Raw genomic sequence first — 20,657 nt, forward strand, 5'->3', positions numbered from 1 at the left:
CTCCGAAAGTTTGCTGCACTTATAGTAGCGGTTAGTGGGTTGCATAACAAGAAGTTACGCCCCTATTCCTGATTTTTGCTTCCTAAGCCCCTAAATAATTACTTGCGCAGTAGAGATGCTTCCCTGCGTTCAGCATGACTGTCCCATTGGTATGCAGACTGCTTTTCTGCCTGGCCCGGCTACAGCGAGCTGGACGCGGCTGGTGGCGTGGGTTTGGGCACCGCGATAGCATCCACGGCCTTGTCGCGGATGAGCTTGTTGAGCGCCGGTAAATCCTGCTCCTGAAGCTGGCGGAATTTGCCCAGTTGCTCGTTTATCTGGTTGGTGATTTCCTGCTGCACGGCGCGGGCCTGGTCGGTGGGGGCGAAGTCGCCAGAGCCCGCCTGGTCGGTGAGGTTGGCGAGCTTGTTGTTCAGGCGGATGGGAAAGTTGAGCGGGTCCTGGTCGCTGCGGTTTTTGGTCTGGTACAGCGATTCTTCCACGGCCGTCATCTTCTTGTCGATGGCGTCGGCGGCCTGCACGATGTCGCGGTAGGCGGCTTCGGTTTTCAGGGGGGTAGTGAGGGCCTTGAGCTGCCCGCGCATGGTGCGGATGTCGCGCACGGCGTTGTTGGTTTCGGTCAGCTTGTCGCGCACTGTCTGCAAAAAGGCGAACTGGGCCTGCAAATCGGCCGGAGTGGCCTTGGCGCGCGGGTCGGGCATAATCACGAACTCGGTTTCCTGGGGGGGCTGCTTGTCCAGGGTGAGGCGGGCGTGGTAGGTGCCGGGCACCGCGCGCGGCCCCTCGGTACCGCCTCCCCACAATATCATCCCATCAAATTTGGCGGCCTCCTCGTAGCGCATGTCCCACACGAAGCGGTTGAAGCCTTTCTTGGTGACCAATAGGTCTTTGGTGGCCGCCGCGCCGGTTTTGGGCTTGCCGTCCTTCACGTCTTTTTCCACTTTGGGGTGGTTCGTGAAAGTCCGAACCAGCTGGCCGTTGGTGTCAAGAATCTCCAGCTTCAGGGTGCGGGCGGTGTCGAGCTTCTGGGCCAGGTAATAGTGCAGCAGCACGCCGCCGGGGTGGTTCTGGCCGGCCGTTTTGGGGATGGTGGCCGAGCCCGAGCCCTCCAGCCGGTAGCTGGCGGCGGGCTTGAATAGGTGGGCCGGGCTGGCCGCCACGGCCGGCGTCAGCTGGTGTAGCGGGGTGATGTCGTCAATCAGCCACAAGCCCCGGCCCTGGGTGGCGGCAATCAGCTGGTCGTCTTTGCGGGTGAGGTCCGTCACGGGCACCGGCGGCAGGTTCAGCTGGAAGGGCTGCCAGCGAGCACCATCATCAAACGACACGTACATCCCGTACTCGGTGCCGCAGTACAGCAGGCCGGCGCGCTTGGCATCGGCGCGCACCACGCGGGTGAAGTGGGTGGGCGCGATGCCGGCCACGATGCTCGTCCAGCTGCGGCCGTAGTCGGTGGTTTTGTAGAGGTAGGGGCGGAAGTCGCCGGTTTTGTAGCGGGTGGCCGCGAGGTAGGCGGTGCCTTTCTGGGTAGGGTGGGCCTCAATGCTGTTGATAAGGCTCCACTCGGGCAGGGTGGGGGGCGTCACCTTCGTCCAGGTTTTGCCTTCGTCGCGGGTCAGTTGCACCAGGCCGTCGTCCGAGCCGGTCCAGATAACCCCGGCCTCTACCGGCGACTCGGCAATGGCGAACACGGTGCCGTAGTATTCCACGCCGGTATTGTCCTGGGTGAGCGGCCCGCCCGACGAGCCCAGCGTTTTGGGGTCGTTGCGCGTGAGGTCGGGGCTGATGCTGGTCCACGACTGGCCTTCGTTGGTGCTCACGTGCAGGTGGTTCGAGCCGGCAAACAGCCTCTTGGGGTCGTGCAGCGAAAACACGATGGGGAAGTTCCACTGGAAGCGGTACTTCATGCCCTCGGCCCCGTGGCCCATGGGGTTGTCGGGCCACACGTTGATGAGGCGGCTCTGGTCGTTGGCGTGGTCGACGCGGGTGAGGTAGCCGTCGTAGCTGCCGCCGTACACGATATCGGGGTTCAGCGGGTCGACGGCAATGTGCGCGCTTTCGCCGCCGGCCGTGGGCTCCCAGTCGCGCTGGCCAATGGTGCTGCCGCTGCTACGGTGCAGAATGCGCACCGTGGAGTTGTCCTGCTGCGCGCCGTAGATGCGGTAGGGAAAGTGCGTATCGGTGACGACGCGGTAGAACTGGCCGGTGGGCTGGTTGTCGTTGGTGGTCCAGTTCAGGCCGCCGTCGGTGCTGATTTGGGCCCCGCCATCGTCGGCAATAATCATGCGGCTGGGGTTCTCCGGCGCAATCCAAAGGTCGTGGTGGTCGCCGTGCGGGGCGTTGCGGCTCTCGAAGGTGCGGCCGCCGTCCTTGCTTTTGTGGTATGACACGTTCATCACGTAGAGCATGTCCTCGTCGCGCGGGTCGGCGTAAAGGCGCGTGTAGTACCAGGCGCGCTGGCGCAGGCTGCGGTCTTCGTTGATTTTCTTCCAAGTCTGGCCCGCGTCGTCGGAGCGAAACAGGCCGCCCTCGGCCGCTTCCAGCAGCGCCCACACCCGGTTGGGGTTGGCGGGCGATACCGTGACGCCGCCAATGCCGAGCGTGCCCTTGGGCAGGCCGTCATTATGCGAGATGTCCTGCCAGGAGTCGCCGCCGTCCACGCTTTTCCACAGCCCCGAGCCCGGCCCGCCCGACGAGAAGCTGTAGGGCGTGCGGCGCACGTTCCAGGTGGTGGCGTACAGGATGCGCGGGTTGCTGGGGTCGAAAGTGAGGTCGACGGCACCCGCGTCGCGGCTGGCGAAGAGTACCCGCTGCCAGGTTTTGCCGCCGTCCTTGCTGCGGTACACGCCGCGCATGTCGCTGGGCTGGTAGAGGTCGCCCATGGCGGCCACGAACACCACATCGGGGTTTTTGGGGTGAATGCGGATGCGGCCGATGTGGCGCGAGTCGGTCAGCCCCACGTTGGCCCAGGTCTTACCGGCATCGGTCGATTTCCAGACCCCGAAGCCCGACGACACGTTGCCGCGCACGGTTTCCTCGCCCTGGCCGGCATAAATCACGTTGGGGTCGGCCTCGCTCACGGCTATCGAGCCAATGGAGCCGCCGAAATACTTGTCCGAAATGTTCTCCCAGGTGCCGCCGCCGTCTTTGGTGCGCCACACGCCGCCGCCCGCCGCGCCCATGTAGTAGAGGTTGGGCTGGCCCGGCACCCCCGCCACGGTGCTCACGCGCCCGCCCCGATACGGCCCAATGGAGCGCCACTTCAGCCCGTTGTACAGCGCCGAATCGAGAGCCGCGCTAGTGCCTTTCGGCGCTTTAGACTTGCTTTTCGACTGGCTGAAGCCGGGGAGGGAGAGGGCCAGCAGCAGTAACAGCAGCAAGCTGGATTTCAGGGAAGCGTAGGGGTGGGGCATAAGAGTTGGGGCGAGGTGGTTGAGAGACAGCCGGTGCCTGCGCAAGGTAAAGCGGTTTCGGTACTCGTTGCCGCGCTGTCGAACGGCTCGTTTAGTGGTCAGGCGGTTGCCGTCGCTGATAGCCCGGGGTAGCATCAACTGGTTGGACTTCTCAGAGACCCAAAAAATAGCCTTTTAGGGACGGGTCGTTTCGTGTAGCATACGCGGTAACCGGAGTTTACGAAACGCATCCCCTTCGGGCATTTCGTAAACGTTGATTCGTAGACGGGTTTCCTAAACTCACCTGGCACTGCAGTAGCTTGCGGGACGCTTGATACTGGCCTGCTACTGGTGATTTAGGAAAAGGAGCGTTTGCCTTTCGGCTTGGCCTTTACCACTCAGTCGAAATAGGAATAGGTTATCCCGATGCTGTTGTCGAGCAAGTAGGCGGTTCGAGCCCGTCGGGGCGTTTTGCCCCAGACCCGGTGCCGGTCAAACGGGGCCCGGTCCACCCCGAAGGTCCAGCGGGGCACTTGCCGGTTCCACACCACGGGAACGGTGGCAAACCGTAGGTGGGTGCGTCCGCTGGCCACCCAGACCGTGCCCTTTTGGCCATATAGCCGCTCCGGCACCTCAAAGTAGGGGCTGGGGCCGCGGGCTCGCAGCGTGTCGCCGGCGACCATCAGCTGCGCGTTGAACTCCTCCAGCGGCTGGGGATGGCCCTCGACTTCGAGTGCGAGCGCAATGCGTGTTACTTGCCCCAGCGTGGCGAACGGAAGACCAGTCCCCAGCAAGAGCAACAGCAGGCGTAGCGTGTTCATGGGCAAATAACAGTTCATCAAAACGGTGGCAAGGTAAACGCGCCCTGTTCAGTTTTTGGAGCGTTTGACAGCGAAGCAATTAGTAAACAATAGTCACGAAAAAGGAAGTGAAATAGAAAACCAGAGAGAACAGCGCCAGGAACGCGGTCATCCCCCTCCCGAACTTCACCGTTGGCAGGACTGATGTGGAAACAATTTTAGTGAGGTACGCATAATAAAACGCAGCAAATCCAATGACCGCAGACGTGTAGAGCGCATAATACAACGCGATGTCATGCGTGAGCTGTGCGCCTGTTTTCAAAGCAATATGCGCTAGCGTGACGTTGCACAAGAGGGTTGAGTATAGGGCCAAGGCGGTGCTTAAAAAAGCAATGGCGACCACCGCTCCATTTCCTCTTTTATCCAAAGGCTTAACCAGTGCATAAAACGAAAGAAACAGTAAGAAGAAGGCCCTATGCACTTTCTTTAACAGCCATTTGCTTGTGTTCAAAATTGTCATGGCTAGCAAAGTACAGCGTCCAACTGGCAAAAAAAGGGTTCAGGTAAACGGTAGGTCGGTGAACACGGCCCGTTCAAAAATAGGAGCCATTTAACTACTTCGTTCTTGCTCCCTGCCTAGCCTTATCATGTGGGGCATGTTCCTTAGTACAAAACACCCGTTACCGCTCAACTGCTCTGCACTTTCTATTTTGCAGCCCTACTCCAGAGCCGCTACACCCGCCTCAACTGATGAAACAATTTGTATCCTTCTTATTGCTAGGCATTGGTCTGCTCACGACTGCTTGCAAAAATGATTCGCCGGAACCGGAGCCTGACTTGCTGGGCCGCTGGAATGGCGAAAGCACCACCAGCTATGTTGTTGACGCCTCTGGACAGGTTAAAGACAAAAGCACTGTTCCTGACAAGAGCTTTAATATGCAGATAACCAGCGATTCTCTTATTTATGACACCACGATAGGTCCCAGCATGCGCAAAAGCTATAAATACGTGCGGCAGGGAAACGACCTTGACTTCACTCGCTTTCGCTGCACAATCGCAGTTTTGACCAAGCATACGCTCACCCTCCGATTTGAAGAGCGAAACCGAGCACCCACAACTCCCAATCTTGTGGTTGAGGATAACTATATCCGATAGCACACTTCCCACTACTGAAGTTCTGACACGCCGTAACATTGCTCAGACAAGGCGGCAATTGCACATCTATGGACGTTCAGCAATACGGTCGGAATAGCAAAAGCGCCGGCAGGTGAACGTAGTTGCTGTATTTGCAATTACATATTTTAGAATAAAATTATCAATTTTAGAATTATAGGTGGTGCCTTTGGGGCAAGGTCATCATTTCCCAGAAGCCGCTGCGGGAGTTTTGGTACAAGCACCCCGATGCGAAGGAGGCGCTGAGTGCCTGGTACGCCTTCGTGCAGGAAAGCGACTGGGCCCGGCACGCGGACGTGGTGCGGGCCTACAACACAGCGGAGTACACCCGGGACGGGCGCTACGTGTTCAAATCCGGGGCAACCGCTACCGCCTGGTGTCCCGGCTGCACTTCGCCACCCGCACCGTGTTCATCCGCTTCGTGGGCACGCACCAACAGTACGACCACATCGACGCCGACATCATTTGAGTACTCGTTCCTTCTCTCCCGTTTTATAAGCTGATTTCCATGGACAATCGCACCGAAGCCGATTATCAACAGGCCCTGGACCAGTTCACGGCCTGGATGGACCACGAACCCGCCGACCTGGCCCCCATGCGGGCGCTGCGCGATGCCATTAGCGCCTACGAGAAGGCGCAGGGCTACGAGCTGCCCGCGCCGCAGACCCTGGTGGGCCGGCTGGAGCTGGAGATGTACCAGCGCAAGCTCAACAAGAAAAACCTGGCCGCCCTGCTCGATATCCCGGCCTCGCGCCTGAGCGATGTGCTGCAGGGCCGGCGCATCAACCTGGACTTGGCCAAGCGGCTCTATAAGCGTCTGGGCATCCCCGCCGACTTTATCCTGGAAGCCGCTTGACGGTTCTGACCAGGCACAGAGCGCGTGAGCTTTTAATTTGCAATACAAAAATATGGCAGCTACAGTCTTTAGATTTTGGGACAAGATTATTGGGTCAGTCCTGATTATTAGCGGGTGGCTACTAGGTGGGATTGGTTTTGCAGAGCCCATTGGGCCTCCATGGAACACAGTGCTTTTTCTGTCTATGTTCCCGCTAATTGTACTAGGCATCTACCTAGTGGCACGCAAAAAGCGTCCAATTTAAGGAAAACCGGAGTTCAGGAAAAAGGTACTGGCGTAAACGCGCGCCGTTCAGAATTACGAGCGTCCAAGCGCGTGTTGACATGACGTGATGGAATACGGACGCCATCGGCCTACCTTTCCGGATGCGAACTCCCTTACGACTTCTCCGCAACGGCCTGCCCACGGTTGTGTGCGGGCTGCTGGCCCTGGCCGGCCCCCGGCCCACGGCGGCTCAAACCTCCAACTCGGGCACCGACAAGTTTGCACAGCTCGAAACGGTGCTGCCCACCCCCAATAGCTACCGCACCGCCAGCGGGGCACCGGGCAAGGACTACTGGCAGCAGCGCGCCGACTACGACATCCACGTCGCGCTCGACGATGCCAGGCAGGCCATCAGCGGCCGCGAGACCATTACCTACACCAACCGCTCGCCGGACACGCTGCCGTACCTCTGGCTACAGCTCGACCAGAACGTACTGGCCAAAAACTCGATAACGGCCACCACGGAAGTCAGCCAGCTGCAGGACCGAATGAGCTTTGCCGCGCTGGAAACCCTGCTGCCCACTTTCGACGGGGGCTTCAAGGTGGAGAGCGTGACGGGCCAGGACGGTCAGGCCCTGCACACGGTGACGAACTACACCATGATGCGCGTGGACCTGCCCGCGCCCCTGCGCCCCGGCCAGACGTTCGCGTTCCGCGTGAAGTGGCACTACAACGTGAACGGCACGCGGCCCCGCCGCAACGGCTGGGAATACTTCCCGGAGGACAAAAACTACTTGTACGAGATTGCCCAGTGGTACCCGCGCATGGCCGTGTACTCCGACAACCAGGGCTGGCAACACAAGCAGTTTCTGGGCAGCGGCGAATTTGCGCTGCCCTTCGGCGACTACCGGGTGAGCATCACCGCGCCGGCCGACCACGTGGTGGGTGCCACCGGCACGCTCCAGAACGCCGCGCAGGTGCTCAGCGCCCCGCAGCTCAAGCGCCTGGCCGCCGCCAAAACGGCCACCAAGCCCGTGCTCATCATCACGCCCGACGAGGCCGTGAAGAACGAGGGTAGCCGCGCCACAGCCACCAAAACCTGGACCTACGTGGCCAAAAACGTGCGCGACTTTGCCTGGGTCAGTTCGCGCAAGTTTATCTGGGACGCGCTGCAAATCACGCAGAGCGGCAAGCCGGTGCTGTGCATGAGCTACTACCCCAAGGAAGGCAACCCGCTCTGGGGCAAGTACTCGACCGAAGTCGTGGCGCACACCATCCGGTCGTATTCCCGGCGCACCATCCCGTACGAATACCCGGTGGCCATTTCGGTGCACGGCCCCATCGGCGGCATGGAGTACCCGATGTTGTGCTTCAACGGTGGCCGGCCCGAGAAGGACGGCACCTACTCGGCCCGGACTAAATACGGGATGATTTCGGTGATTATCCACGAAGTAGGCCACAACTTCTTCCCCATGATGGTGAACTCCGACGAGCGGCAGTGGTCGTGGATGGACGAGGGCCTGAACAGCTTTATGCAGTACCTCGCCGAGCAGGAGTGGGAACGCAACTATCCCTCCCGCGGCGGCGAGCCGGCCGGCATCGTGGAGTACATGCGCACCGACAACAGCCTGCAAACCCCCATCATGACCAACTCGGAGTCGGTGCTGCAGTTTGGCCCCAACGCCTACACCAAGCCGGCCACGGCCCTCAACATCCTGCGCGAGACGGTGATGGGCCGCGAACTGTTCGACTACGCCTTCAAGACCTACGCCCAGCGCTGGGCCTACAAGCATCCCGCCCCCGCCGACTTTTTCCGCACGATGGAGGACGCCTCGGCCGTGGACCTGGACTGGTTCTGGCGCGGCTGGTTCTACACCACCGACCGCTGCGACATCAGCCTCGAAGGGGTGAAGGCCTACCAGGCAAGCACCGCCGACCCGGCCGTGGAGAAGGCCCGCGCCCAGCAGCTGCAGGCCGCTGCTGTGCCGTCCCTCTCGGCCCAGCGCAACGCCACCGACGTCAAGCAGACGCTGGTGGAAGAAAAGCCGGACCTGAAGGACTTCTACAACAACTACAACCCGCTGGCCGTGACGCCCGCCGACCAGCAGCGCTACGCCGCCCTGCTCGGCGGCCTCACGGCCGAGCAGCGCCAGCGCCTCGGCGACAGCCAGCACTTCTACGAGTTGAGCCTCCGCAACGTGGGCGGGCTGGTCATGCCCGTCATCGTGCAGCTCACCTACGCCGACAACACGACCGAAGTGCAGACCATCCCGGCCGAAATCTGGCGCAAGAACAACGCGCAGGTCACCAAAATCATGGTGACCAAAAAGCCCGTCATACGCTTCGTGCTCGACCCCTTCCAGCAAACGGCCGACACGGATGAGAGCAACAACGCCATTCCCCGCCAGCCGTCCGCTTCCCGCTTCGAGCTGTTCGAGCAGAAACAATCCGCCGCGTCCAATCCCATGCAAGCGGCCAAAACCACGAGCCCCCTGCAACAACTGGAGCAGAAGCCGGTGGGCGGAACCCGCTAACTACCCGCCGACAGCCCTTGCCGGTCCCTGCGCCCACTGACAGCACGGTTGAGCAAAATATTGTGTTTAGGAAAACGGCCGAAATCGCTTACAGAACAGTTCGCTAACCGTTTGCAAGCGGTTAGCAACGTTTAAAGGAGAGGTTTCCTATCCTAAATCGTTAGAGTATCACAGTGTCCCCGCATTGTATTTGGCCACTACGACCATCCAAAGGAAACCTACGGCCAGCAGGGCCAAGAAAGTGCGTTGTCCTTGGCGTAGGATAACGTGATGCTCCGCATTAGCGGCAAAGGCGACTAAGCGCTCGGTCGGCCATGCCAACAGGTGAACGACTCCGAATAAGGACACCAGCATCAGCACCACGTCCAAACGGTTGCTACTGGTCAGATGCAGGTCAGTTTGCCGGTGCGTCCACAGTCGGCCCACGGCACCTAGCAGGGGCAGGCCGTATAGCAACCACACCAGGCACACCTGGAGTTTGGCAATCGCGACCACGCTCGCGTCGCCTGCAAACTTCATCGTTGACCGATTGCGACAGTAGAGCGCTGCCAGCAGGTGGTTCAGGTGCTTTCCAAGCATGCAGCTAAAATAGTACTGACCGTTGAATCCTGATGCGGTTCACAGAAACGGTGGCTGTTGCAGAATGCTCGCACGGCCGCGATACAACTGCTCTGGCTGCGATATAGCTATGCTTTCAGTAGCCAAGCTTTTCGGTGGCAGTAGCTTTTGCTGCATTAGCTTCTGTTTCCGCTCCGTTTGAAAGGCATCAAATTCCCAATGAGACGGAAAGGCGGAGAAGCCGTGTTCAATGCATGCTGGGCACGTGCTTTCGCTACTCTGGCACCGACGTAATCACGTCTACCATGCCGTCTTCGCTCACTACCACGGCCAGGCAGGGGTAGTCGGAGCTTTCGATGTAGCGCAGGGCCGAGTTGTAGCGCGCCCCGCGCGTGCTGTCGCCCCGGCCCGAGGCGCGGCCATCCAGAATTACCCCGATGGAGTAGCAGTAGCCCTCCGGGTCGAGCAGCACGGCCCCATCGATGCTGGTGACGAGGCGGGTGATGAGCGGGGTGAGCGGCACGGGCTCGATGAGCGTGCATTGCAGCTTCAGGCGGTCGGCTTCGGCCAGGGCCTCGGTGGTGATGACCAGAAGCGTGCCGTGCGGCTGGCGGCTGGCTTCAAGCACCACGTCCCAGAGGCGCTCGACCTTGGGTGCCTCGGTGAGGGCAAAGGTGCGCTTGAGGGCCTTGCGGAACGTGGTGCGGCTGAGGCGGGTGCGCGGCAAACCAGGTAGGCCATAATGCGAGCGCATGAGCACGTGGCCGGCGTGCTGCAGTTCCCAGGCGTAGTGCGTAACGAAGTTGATGGCGAACAAATCCTCGCGCACGGCATCGTAGTGGCCGATTTGGTGACCCAGCGCATACACTTTTTCGCCATCCGCGAGCAGGTGCACGTCGGGCGTAGCCATTTCCAGCAGCTTGCGCACGGCGCGGTAATCCGTGAGCTCGGTGGGGCAGGTGAGGGCGAAAACCTCTTCGATGTTGGGATGGCCGCGCCGGGCCAGCAGCAGCTTGCCCACGCCCTCGGCCCCCTCGTAGCGCAGGCTGCTGATGGTGTTGCAGGTGGCAAAGAGCTTGGTGTTGGCCGGGTCGAGGCCCAGGGCCTGGGCGGGTGTGTCGAGGAAGGTTTTGCCGGCGGCGCGCAGCAGCTCCTCGCTTTCGCGGGGCCGCACAAAAATGCTGGCTCCCGGCTCGGGCTCGCTCAGCGTCTTCACGCCTTCTTCGTTGAAGCGATACATGGCCGCCAGCAGCAGCGACGGGGCCAGCGGCTTGCCATCGGTGTAGTAGCGGGCGGGCTGCAACGACGGGTAGGCCCGCAGCGGCTTGCGCAGCAGGCGCAGCACCGTCGTCACGAAATAGCCATTTATCTCCACCGGCCAGCCGGCAAAGTGCTGGTAGTGGCCGTGCTCATCAAGGGCATTAAGGGTTTGCTGCACGGCATCGCGGATGCCGATGCCCTGGTGCTTGCGTCGGATGGAGGCCGCCGTGATGTCGTCGCGGTCGGGGAACGGCCAGGGCGTGGTGAGCTGCCGCATGCGGCCCCGGGCCACGGCATCCGAGAAAGCCTCGGCGGGCAGGTCGCAGTCGGCGGGTTCGAGGCAGCGGGCGGGCAGCGCGTCGTCGACGGGCAGGGCCAGCAGCAGCACAAAAGGCTTCAGGTCTTCGTCCAGGGCATCAAATAAATCCCGGGCCAGCGCCTGGGCCCCCTCCCGATAACGCAGTTGATGGGGCCAGATTTGGGCGGGTGGCGCGATGGCGGTAGCAGGTTTCATAGCAGCAGTCAGAGAGCAGGAGGAAGGCATGGGCGCGGGGCCGGCAGGAGAAGCGGGTGAGGAATTGCGCCTGCCCCGCAACTCCGGTCTGTGGTTGGTAATGGTAATAGTGAGGGGAATTTGCCGTTTAACCGGGCTTACAGCTGGAACAGAACCGGCAACACCATCTTTTGCTTTATCGCCTTGCCCTGGAACATGGCCGGCTCCCACTTCGGCGCGGCCTTGATGAGGCGCAAAGCCTCCTCGTCGAGGCCCGAGCCCAGGCGCTTCACAATGCGCGCATCGGTGAGTCGGCCATCGGACTGCACCACGAACTCCATGATGACCTTGCCCTGAATCTTGCGCTGGCGGGCCAGCAGCGGGTATTGCTGGTTCTTTTCAACCCAGTCGAAAAAGGCCTGGTTGCCGCCCACCGGCTGGGTGGGGCGGTCGGGGGCCACCACGGCGGGGCGGTCGGGGTTGGCCGAGGCGGCGATGTCGGCCGCCGGCGTGCTGATGGACTGGTCCTTGCCCGGGCGCATAACCACCGTCGAGCCCGGCGACATCACGAACGACACCGGCACCACCACCCGCTGGCGCACCACCAGGCCGTGGTTCTTGGCCGGCGACCACTGCGGGCCGCTTTTGATGAGGCGAATGGCTTCGGCGTCGAGCTCAGGCGCGACGGGGCTTTCGACTTTTACTTCGTTCACGGTGCCGGTTTTTTCCACCACGAAGCTCACCCGCACGGTGCCCTGCGCGCCGCGCTGCATGGCGGCAGCGGGGTATTGCTGGTGGTCGGCCAGAAACCGGCCGTATTTCTCGGTGCCGCCCAGTGGTACGGCCGGCTGGCCCACCGAGTCATAAACTTCGGTAGCCGAGGGCTTGGGCGGCATTTTGCGCTTCTGGGCCTGCGCGCCGAAGCTGACACTGAAAAAACCAAGGCCGCCGAGCAGCAGGAGGGACGAAGATTTCATGCGTAGATAAATGAATAAAGTGATGAAGCGAATAAGAGTAAACGAGTCGATAACAGGGCTGACCGTCAGGCAGTGCGGCGCATTATGCCCATGCAACGCAATCCAGCCGATGGCATTAAGGGCTGCGGGCCAGGTGCTTCGTCGCTGCCTTGATGCGCCGAATGCGCTGCCTGACGGCACCTAAACAAAGCCCGGCCTACCCAAAATGGTGCCGGGCCTGCGCTGCAAATATCGACAACCCCCCGCCAGGGTAAATTCGTCTCTCGTCGGGATGACGTTATTTGACGCCGAATACTTCATTATTCACTGCCTTCACCAACTGCCATGGCCACCGAAAGCCGCGCCCCCGAGCCCGTGGGCGCTTACCCGTACACCCGCCGTGCGGGCAACCTGTTGTTTCTGTCGGGCGTGGGGCCGCGCCAGCGCGGGCAGCCCGCCATTCCGGGCGTGGTGCTCGATGCCAACGGCGGCGTGCTGCGCTACGACTTCGAAAGCCAGTGCCGGGCCGTGTTCCAGAACGTGCGCTATATTCTGGAGGAGGCCGGGGCCGAGTGGGATGATTTGGTGGACGTGACCGTGTTCCTCACCAACATGAAGGATGACTTCCCCCTTTATAACCGGCTCTATGCCGAGTATTTTGCCACGGCCCAGCCCTGCCGCACCACGCTGGAAGTCAACTGCCTGCCTACGCCCATTGCCATTGAGCTCAAGTGCGTTGCCGCGCTGAACGGCGAAGGCCGGTGAGTGAATTAACGGGGTTTTAATGCCGGCTCCGCAACTCCGTGGCGACCCGCCTAGTTATGGGCACCTATGTACGTTCGTAAAAACCTGCGCTGGGAGGTAGTATGGCAGCTCACGCGCCGCAGCCTCCTCGTCTTTTTGATTTATAACACACTGATTTGCCTGCTCTACGGGCCGCTCAACGTGCATGTGCTCGATATTCCGTGGCAGCCGGTGGCGTTGCTTGGTACGGCGGTGGCCTTTTACATCGGCTTCAAGAGCAACGGCTCCTACGACCGATTTTGGGAGGGCCGGCAGTTGTGGGGCAGCATCGTGAACACCAGCCGGGTGTGGGCCATCCGGTCTTTCGATTTCGTGCAGATGCCGGCGGATGCGGCTAGCCTGGGGCCGGTCGAGCTGGCCGAAACCCACCGCCGCCTGCTCTACCGCCAGGTGGCGTGGTGCAATGCCCTGCGCCTGCACCTGCGCCGCCAAACCGCCGAGCTCTGGGATGCCGAGGTGGCCCCCTTTCTGCCCGCCGATGAGGCTGGAACGGCCAAGCTGCTCAGCAACCCGCCCACCCACCTGCTGCGCCGCCAGAGCGTGGAGCTGCGCGAGCTGGAGCAGCGCGGCCTGCTCACCGAATTTCGGCAGGTGGCCATGATGCAGACCATTCAGGACCTGCTGAACGCGCAGGGGGGCTGCGAGCGCATCAAAAACACGCCGTTTCCGCGCCAGTTCGCGTATTTCAGCTTCGTGTTCGTGTGGGTGTTTGCCGCCATTCTACCGCTGGGTTTGGTCGAGGAGTTCGACAGCCGCGCCGCCCTGGGCCAATACCACGTGTGGCTGATGGTGCCCTTTTCGGTACTGGTGTCGTGGGTGTTCAATGTGATTGAAGTGGTGGGCCACACCAGCGAAAATCCCTTCGAAAACGATATTTACGACGTGCCCATGACGTCGATTTGCCGCAGCATTGAGATTGATATCCGCGAGCTGTTGCAGGAAACCGAGCTGCCACCCAAGCTGGAGGCGGTGCACGACGTGCTGTACTAGCGCGGGGCAGACAGAAAAAAAAGGCGGTCATGCTGAGCGCAGCCGAAGTATCTCTACCGCTTCGCAAGGGCCATTCAACGAAGCAGTAGAGATGCTTCGACAAGCGGACGCCAGATAAGCATGACCTCCTTTTTTGCTGCCGTTATTTTTGCGCGACTACTTAAACGATAGAGAGGCTTCGGCTGCGTTCAACACAACACGCTGCGTAGTTTTGGGTCAATGAAAGCTCACGCATTCGCTCAGGTATTTTATCGAAGCGCGCTGGCGGCCGCGCTGGCTCTGGCTTTGGGCGCCTGCCAATCCGGGCAGGTGCGTTTGGAGCAGCTCGAAGCCACTCAGCAACTCCAGGCCCGCGAAATAGCGGCCCTGCGGCAACGGCTGGCCGATAAAGAGGAAAAAGTGGCCCAACTCGAAAATTGCGTTGACGACCTGGAAAACACCGTGTACGACGACCCGGACTCGGTGGCGACCGATGAGGAGCGGCCCGCCGGCCCCGTGGCGCTGTAGGTGCCCGCCCAACCCCGGCCCCCCGTTCGTGCGTTAACCCGGGCAGTTCCCATCTTCGCCGCATGAACCAGCACTCGCGCCAGCTTCGCTATTTTTTCTCCGGCCAGAATTTTACCGACGGGGTGCGCATCACGGTGTCGATTCTGCTGCCGGCGGCGCTGCTGGGGCAGTGGGGGCACTTCGACGAGGGACTCACCATCTCCATCGGGGCCGTGTGCCTAAGCGTGACCGATACGCCCGGCCCGGCCGCCCACCGCCGCAACGGCATGCTGGCCGCCCTGGCGGTGGTAACCGGCACGGCCTTGCTCACGAGCGTCGCCGCCCTCAACATCTGGACGCTGGCCCTCGAAATCGGGGCGCTCAGTTTCGGGCTGACCATGCTATTGGTGTGGGGCGCGCGGGCTGGCGCGGTGGGCACCGCCGGCCTGCTGAACGCGGTGCTGCTGCTGGCCCACCCGCCCGCGCTGGCCGCTGCGCCCCTGCACGCGGGCCTGTTGCTGCTGGGCGGGCTCTGGTACGCGGGGCTGGCACTGCTGGCCTATCAGGTGCGGCCCTATCGCCCGGCCCAGCAGGCACTGGGCGAGTGCATCCACGCCTTGGCGGGCTTTCTGGCGTTGAAGGCCCGCTTTTACGAGCCGCGCACCGACCTCGACGACGACTACCGCCAGCTGGTGGCCCAGCAGGTGGTGGTGAACGAGAAGCAGGAAGCCGCCCGCGACTTTCTCTTCCGCACCCGCCAGATTGTGAACGAAACCACCAGCACCGGCCGCCGCCTGGTGCTCACCTTCGTCGAGACCGTCGACTTATATGAGCGCATCACCGTGGGCTACTACGACTACGCGGCCGTGCGCGCAGAGTTTGCCCGTACCGGCGTGCTGGCCGAGGTGGCCCGGCTCATCCGGCACGTGGCCACCGAGCTCGACCACCTCGGGGTGGCCATTCAGGCCAACCACGCTTATCGCGGCACCGGCCCCCAGCTCGCTGCCGAATGGGAGCGCCTGCAAGTCCGCATCAGTGGCCTGGATGCGGAAGCCGGACTGGGCAGCCATGCCCTGGTCCTTAAAAAAATTCTGGTGAACCTGCGCGACATCATTCGGCGGGTAGGCAACATCCAGCGCTTCTTCGATGAGGCCCTGACGGCCGCCGCCCCTCCCGCCAGCCGCGCCGCCGAGCACGGCCGCTTCGTGGCCCACCAGGAAATCGAGCTGCGCACCTTTGCCCAGAACCTGACCATGAAATCGGCCGTGTTCCGCCACGCCGTGCGCATGACGGTGGCCTGCCTGGTGGCCTTCTTCGTGGCCGAAACGCTGTGGCACGGCCAGCACAACTACTGGATTCTGATGACCGTCACCATCATGCTCAAGCCCGGGTTCAGCCTCACGCGGCAGCGCAATACCGAGCGCATCGTGGGTACGCTGGCCGGCGGGGCGCTGGGCGGGGCCGTGCTGTGGGCCGTGCCCTGGCCCGAAGCGCGCCTTGCCATTCTGGTGGCGTTTATGGTGGTGGCCTACAGCTTCCAGCGCACCAAATACCTGGTTACGGTGGTGTTTCTCACGGCCTATCTGCTCATCATGTTCCGGTTTCTGGGGCTGGCCTTTCTGGGGGTGGCCCAGGAGCGCATCGTCGACACAATAGTGGGCTGCGGCATTGCCTTTGGGGCGGGCTGGCTGCTGTTTCCGAGCTGGGAATCGGAGAAGCTGACCGACTACATGGCCGCCGCCCTGCGCGCCAACCTGGCCTACCTGCGCCAGCTGGCCGACCGCCTCGCCGGCCGCCCCTTGCCGCCCCACGAGTACCGCCTGCTGCGCAAAAACGTGTACGTGAGTGGGGCCAACCTCGCGGCGGCTTTCCAGCGCATGCTCACCGAGCCCAAAAGCAAGCAGCACGAGCCCGAAAAAACCCACGAATTCGTGGTGCTGAACCATATTCTCTCGTCCAACATTGCCGCGCTCACGGGCACCCTGCGCGAGGCCGCACCCGCTGTGCCGCCCTTCCCGCCCGAGAGCCGCCGCGCCCTCACCAGCGCCGTGGCAGCCCTGAGCAAAAGCCTGGGTCGCATCGCGCCGGCCCCCGAGCCCTCCGCGCCCGAGCTCGGCCCCGCCGAGCCCAGCGTCGACGTCCTCACCGACGACAAGTCGCTGCTCGAACAACTCACCTTCCTGCAAAAAGTGAGCACCGATATCGGCAAAGTAACCGAGGTGCTGGCCCGCTAATCTAACGCGCAGAAAGGGCCGTCGTGCCGAGCGCAGCCGAGGTATCTGGCTCACTTCGTTTCAGCGATTTTACTCGTGATAGCACGCGGGATGCCTCGGCTGCGCTCGGCACGACAGCCTATTTAACTACGCTACTTCTTCGTCGGTGCCGGTTGCCGCGTCTGCGACAGCCGCTGCAGCTTTTCTTCCAGCTCGGCGGCGGCCAGCTCGCACACAGCTTCAATTTTCAGGAACAGGCGGTGCACCTCGGCCAGGTTTACGCTGGCCGCCTCGGCCCCGGTATCATCGGCGAGGAGGATGCCGGCCAGGGCTTGCAGGTCTTTGGCGTTGTTTTCGAATTTTGGGTTGATGCCCATCGTGGCAAACGTGGGAATGATGGAGTGGGTGGCCGACTTCAGCGCAGCCCACTCGTTTTCCGCGATGGCCTTTTTCATGGTTTGCACCAGCGGCGGAATCTCCTGCAGGTACAGATAAATCATCTCCGCCATGCGGTTATCGGTCTTGGTGACGCGGCGCAGGTAGTCGAAGTTGACGCAGGTGAGGGCAGCGGTGGGCAGCTCCTCGGCGGCTTCCGCAGCGGCTTTATTGGCAAAGCCCGCGCTTTTCAGGTACTTAATGATTTTGCTGTAGAGCAGCTTGTCGTCGATGGGCTTTGAGATGTAGTCGTTCATGCCCACGGCCTTGCATTTCTCCACGTCCACGGTCGTCACGTCGGCCGTGAGGGCGATGATGGGCACGTTGGATTTTAGCACGGTGCGAATGTGCTCGGTGGCCTCAAACCCGTTCATGACGGGCATTTGCAGGTCCATCAGCACGATGTCGTAGGGCGTGGTGGCCATTTTCTCGATGGCAATCTGGCCGTTGCCGGCTACTTCCATCGCGAAGCCGAAGTCCTCCAGCAGCGTCTTCATCAGCAGCTGGTTGAGGGCAATGTCTTCCACCACCAGAATTTTCACGTCCTGAAAGCCGGATTCGAGCTCCACCGTCAGGTTGGTGTCCGCGTCGGCTTTCTCCAGGGTTTTGGCAAAGCTCAGTACGAAGCTGAACGTGGAGCCCGCGCCCACCCGGCTTTTCACGTGAATGGTGCCGCCCTGCGGTTCCACCAGGTTTTTCACGATGGCCAGGCCCAGGCCCGTGCCGCCGTACAGGCGGCTGGTGCCGCTGGTAGCCTGCTGGAAGTTGTCGAATACGGTGCCCAGCTTCGATTGCTCGATGCCAATACCGGTATCGGTGATGGCGAACTCCAGCACAACCTTTTCCGCGTCCTGCACCAGCAGCCGTACGCCCACCGTGATGCTGCCCTCGCTGGTGAATTTCACGGCGTTGCTCACCAGGTTCAGGATAATCTGGTGCAGGCGCACGGGGTCGCCCACCAGCACTTCCGGAATTCGGTCGTCGTATTCCATCACCAGCTCCAGGTTTTTCTCCTGGATTTTGGTCTCGAACAAGTGCACCATCGCCGACACCGAGGCCGCGAGCTTAAACGGAATCTGCTCAAACGTCATCCGGCCCGCGTCCACTTTGGCTAGGTCCAGAATGTCGTTTATCAGCACAATCAGCGTGTCGCCGCTCAGCTTAATGGCCGTCAGATACTCGTGCTGCTTATCGGTGAGCTCCGTTTTCAGTACCACCTTCGTGAAGCCGATAATGGCATTCATGGGCGTGCGGATTTCGTGGCTCATGTTGCTCAGAAACTGCTGCTTGGCCTTCACGGCATCTTCGGCAATCTGGGTCGCGCTTTCGGCTTTGGCCTGGGCTTCCTCGGCCAGCACGGTGGCGCGCTCGGCGGCAATTTTGGCTTCCGTCAGCTCGGTGGCAATGCGCTTCTGGTCGGTCACGTCGCGGGCCACAATCACCACGCCCAGTACGTGGCCCTCGTCGTTTTTGTACACTGAGCCGTTGAACAGCACGTCGGTCAGCTTGCCGTTTTTGTGGCGCAGCGTGAGCGGCGAATCGGCCACGGTGCCCTTGGCAAACACCTCCTGGTACACCTCGCGGGCCATCTGCGGCTCGGTGAAATAGGCAAAGAAGTCGGAGCCCAGCAACTGCTCGCGGGCTATGCCGGTGATGTACTCCGTGGCCAGGTTCATGTCGGTAATCTTGCCCTCGGGGCTGATGGTCACCAGCGGGTCGCGGCTGGCCTCAATCAGGCTACGGGCGTAGTTGGCAATGCGCAGTTCGGCCGCCCGCTTCACCTTCTCATCGTTCTGAAACGCCAGCTCCTTATTGGCAATCACCAATTCGGCGGCGCGCTTTTCCTTCTCGTCGTTCTGAAACGCCAACTCGATGTTGGCAATGCCCAGCTCGGCGGCGCGCTTCTCCTTCTCGTCGTTCTGGAAAGCCAATTCGGTGTTGGCAATGCTCAGCTCCTGCGCCCGCTTCTCCTTTTCATCGTTCTGGAAAGCCAGCTCTTTGTTGGCCACGCTCAGCTCCTGGGCGCGCTTTTCTTTCTCGTCGTTCTGGAAAGCCAGCTCGGTATTGGCGATGCTGAGCTCGGCGGCGCGCTTCTCTTTCTCGTCGTTTTGGTAGGCCAGTTCCTCGTTGGCTACGCTCAGCTCCTGGGCGCGCTTTTCCTTTTCGTTGTTCTGGAAGGCCAGCTCCTCGTTGGCAATGCCCAGCTCGGCGGCCCGCTTTTCCTTCTCGTCGTTCTGGAAGGCCAGCTCCTCGTTCGCTACACTGAGTTCCTGCGCCCGCTTTTCCTTTTCATCATTCTGAAACGCGAGCTCCTTGTTGGCTATACTGAGTTCCTGCGCCCGCTTTTCTTTTTCGTCGTTCTGAAATGCCAACTCGGTGTTGGCAATGCTTAGCTCCTGCGCCCGCTTCTCCTTTTCGTTGTTCTGAAACGCCAGTTCAGCGTTGGCAATGCTCAACTCGGCCGCCCGCTTTTCCTTCTCATCGTTCTGAAACGCCAGTTCCTTGTTGGCAATGCCCAGCTCGGCGGCGCGCTTCTCCTTCTCGTCGTTCTGGAAGGCCAGCTCCTCGTTGGCAATGCCCAACTCGGCTGCCCGCTTGCCTTTCTCATCGTTCTGGAAGGCCAGTTCCTCGTTGGCAATGCTGAGCTCGGCGGCGCGCTTCTCCTTCTCGTCGTTCTGGAACGCCAGCTCTTCGTTGGCGATGCTGAGCTCATCGGCGCGTTTCTCCTTCTCGTTGTGCTGGAAAGCCAGCTCTTTGTTGGCGATGCCCAGCTCGGTAGCCCAGTTTTTTTCGGCCACTTCGCGGGCCACCAGCACCGCACCCAGCACCTGGCCGTGGTCGTCCTTGTTCACCGACCCGTCGAAGAGCACCTCGGTGAGCGTGCCAGTGGCGTGGCGCAGTGTGCAGGGCACGTTGCTCACGGCCTCGCTGGCTATCACCTCACGGTATACGGCTCGCACCACCGCCGGCTCGGTGAAATACTGAAAAAAGTCCGACCCAATCAGGGCTTCGCGGTCCACGCCGGTCAGCTTCACACCCGCCTCGTTGGTGTCGATGATATGGCCCTGCAGGTCTACGGTCACCAGCAAGTCCTGGCTGGCTTCAATCAGCCGGCGGTAACGCTTTTCACTTTCCTTCATGGGGGTAGTTGCACTGGCCCGGTAGGCGAGTTTTCGGTTTGTTAATGTTGCCCGAACTCGTAGGGACGCAGTAGCCAAAGCTGCCTTCGTCCGTACAAATCCTGACGCTTATTTGCTAAATGCTATCGGACCCTAATTCTTTCTTTTTCAGAAAAATAAATTACCCGTAAGGTACCGCTTTCCTAACGTAGAAACGCTCCCGGCGGATGGGGTGGTGCGCAATTGATTTGGGCCGCCGCGCCGGCTGCCCCCCCAGACCGACACCCCCTGGGCCGGGGCGGAAACGGCATTGCAGCTCGCTGGGGAAGGTGCAAAATTTCAAAAACCCACCCAAAGCACCAAGCGGTTGTGTTTTTCAATTGGCCG

15 protein-coding genes are annotated in these 20,657 nt (G+C 61.3%); 8 read left to right on the forward strand and 7 right to left on the reverse strand.

All coding sequences use genetic code 11. From position 1 onward, the window contains the following. Nucleotides 1-179: 179 nt before the first annotated feature. From ABIB44_RS09605 to ABIB44_RS09615, 3 genes are all read right to left on the reverse strand, one after another. Nucleotides 180-3,410 (reverse strand): WD40/YVTN/BNR-like repeat-containing protein, encoded by a 3,231-nt coding sequence (locus ABIB44_RS09605; protein ID WP_354584436.1) that lies wholly within the window; start codon nucleotides 3,408-3,410, stop codon nucleotides 180-182. A 377-nt stretch (nucleotides 3,411-3,787) separates the two neighbouring features. Then, on the reverse strand, nucleotides 3,788-4,210 hold the full coding sequence (locus tag ABIB44_RS09610; protein WP_354584437.1) for a hypothetical protein: 423 nt from the start codon (nucleotides 4,208-4,210) through the stop codon (nucleotides 3,788-3,790). A 79-nt stretch (nucleotides 4,211-4,289) separates the two neighbouring features. Further along, on the reverse strand, nucleotides 4,290-4,709 hold the full coding sequence (locus tag ABIB44_RS09615; protein WP_354584438.1) for a hypothetical protein: 420 nt from the start codon (nucleotides 4,707-4,709) through the stop codon (nucleotides 4,290-4,292). 230 nt (nucleotides 4,710-4,939) lie between these two features. Between ABIB44_RS09615 and ABIB44_RS09620 the strand changes: the two genes are divergently transcribed. The 4 genes from ABIB44_RS09620 to ABIB44_RS09635 all read left to right on the forward strand — a co-directional run bounded on the left by ABIB44_RS09620 (nucleotide 4,940) and on the right by ABIB44_RS09635 (nucleotide 8,956). Beyond that, nucleotides 4,940-5,344 (forward strand): hypothetical protein, encoded by a 405-nt coding sequence (locus tag ABIB44_RS09620; protein WP_354584439.1) that lies wholly within the window; start codon nucleotides 4,940-4,942, stop codon nucleotides 5,342-5,344. A gap of 394 nt (nucleotides 5,345-5,738) precedes the next feature. Further along, nucleotides 5,739-5,831, forward strand: coding sequence for a type II toxin-antitoxin system HigB family toxin (locus ABIB44_RS09625; RefSeq protein ID WP_354584440.1), 93 nt, complete (start codon nucleotides 5,739-5,741; stop codon nucleotides 5,829-5,831). A gap of 39 nt (nucleotides 5,832-5,870) precedes the next feature. Then, a complete protein-coding gene (locus tag ABIB44_RS09630) occupies nucleotides 5,871-6,218 on the forward strand; it encodes a hypothetical protein (protein ID WP_354584441.1) in 348 nt (115 codons plus the stop codon). 365 nt (nucleotides 6,219-6,583) lie between these two features. Continuing rightward, nucleotides 6,584-8,956: a M1 family metallopeptidase gene (locus ABIB44_RS09635; RefSeq protein WP_354584442.1), complete on the forward strand. Its 2,373-nt coding sequence runs from the start codon at nucleotides 6,584-6,586 to the stop codon at nucleotides 8,954-8,956. Nucleotides 8,957-9,124: 168 nt separating this feature from the next. Here ABIB44_RS09635 and ABIB44_RS09640 read toward each other — a convergent pair whose 3' ends face one another. From ABIB44_RS09640 to ABIB44_RS09650, 3 genes are all read right to left on the reverse strand, one after another. Then, on the reverse strand, nucleotides 9,125-9,535 hold the full coding sequence (locus tag ABIB44_RS09640) for a hypothetical protein (RefSeq protein WP_354584443.1): 411 nt from the start codon (nucleotides 9,533-9,535) through the stop codon (nucleotides 9,125-9,127). Between the two features lie 253 nt (nucleotides 9,536-9,788). Continuing rightward, nucleotides 9,789-11,288 carry a DNA integrity scanning protein DisA nucleotide-binding domain protein gene (locus ABIB44_RS09645; protein WP_354584444.1) on the reverse strand — a complete coding sequence of 500 codons (1,500 nt, stop codon included), beginning with the start codon at nucleotides 11,286-11,288 and terminating at the stop codon, nucleotides 9,789-9,791. A 137-nt stretch (nucleotides 11,289-11,425) separates the two neighbouring features. After that, the gene (locus tag ABIB44_RS09650; RefSeq protein ID WP_354584445.1) at nucleotides 11,426-12,244 is read right to left on the reverse strand and encodes an energy transducer TonB; all 819 of its coding nucleotides are present in this window, start codon (nucleotides 12,242-12,244) and stop codon (nucleotides 11,426-11,428) included. Between the two features lie 324 nt (nucleotides 12,245-12,568). Here ABIB44_RS09650 and ABIB44_RS09655 point away from each other — a divergent pair, with 324 nt between their 5' ends. The 4 genes from ABIB44_RS09655 to ABIB44_RS09670 all read left to right on the forward strand — a co-directional run bounded on the left by ABIB44_RS09655 (nucleotide 12,569) and on the right by ABIB44_RS09670 (nucleotide 16,737). After that, entirely contained in the window at nucleotides 12,569-12,988 is a 420-nt protein-coding gene (locus ABIB44_RS09655; RefSeq protein ID WP_354584446.1) for a RidA family protein, read from the forward strand. Between the two features lie 66 nt (nucleotides 12,989-13,054). Next, nucleotides 13,055-14,017, forward strand: a complete 963-nt coding sequence (locus tag ABIB44_RS09660; RefSeq protein WP_354584447.1) for a bestrophin family protein — start codon at nucleotides 13,055-13,057, stop codon at nucleotides 14,015-14,017. 219 nt (nucleotides 14,018-14,236) lie between these two features. Then, the gene (locus ABIB44_RS09665) at nucleotides 14,237-14,524 is read left to right on the forward strand and encodes a hypothetical protein (RefSeq protein ID WP_354584448.1); all 288 of its coding nucleotides are present in this window, start codon (nucleotides 14,237-14,239) and stop codon (nucleotides 14,522-14,524) included. Between the two features lie 62 nt (nucleotides 14,525-14,586). Then, nucleotides 14,587-16,737 (forward strand): FUSC family protein, encoded by a 2,151-nt coding sequence (locus ABIB44_RS09670; RefSeq protein WP_354584449.1) that lies wholly within the window; start codon nucleotides 14,587-14,589, stop codon nucleotides 16,735-16,737. 131 nt (nucleotides 16,738-16,868) lie between these two features. On the opposite strand, the gene ABIB44_RS09675 is transcribed toward ABIB44_RS09670, so the two are convergent. Next, entirely contained in the window at nucleotides 16,869-20,291 is a 3,423-nt protein-coding gene (locus tag ABIB44_RS09675) for a PAS domain S-box protein (protein ID WP_354584450.1), read from the reverse strand. Between the last annotated feature and the right edge of the window lie 366 nt (nucleotides 20,292-20,657).

It is taken from the genome of Hymenobacter sp. UYCo722 (assembly GCF_040547115.1).
Classification (GTDB): domain Bacteria; phylum Bacteroidota; class Bacteroidia; order Cytophagales; family Hymenobacteraceae; genus Hymenobacter.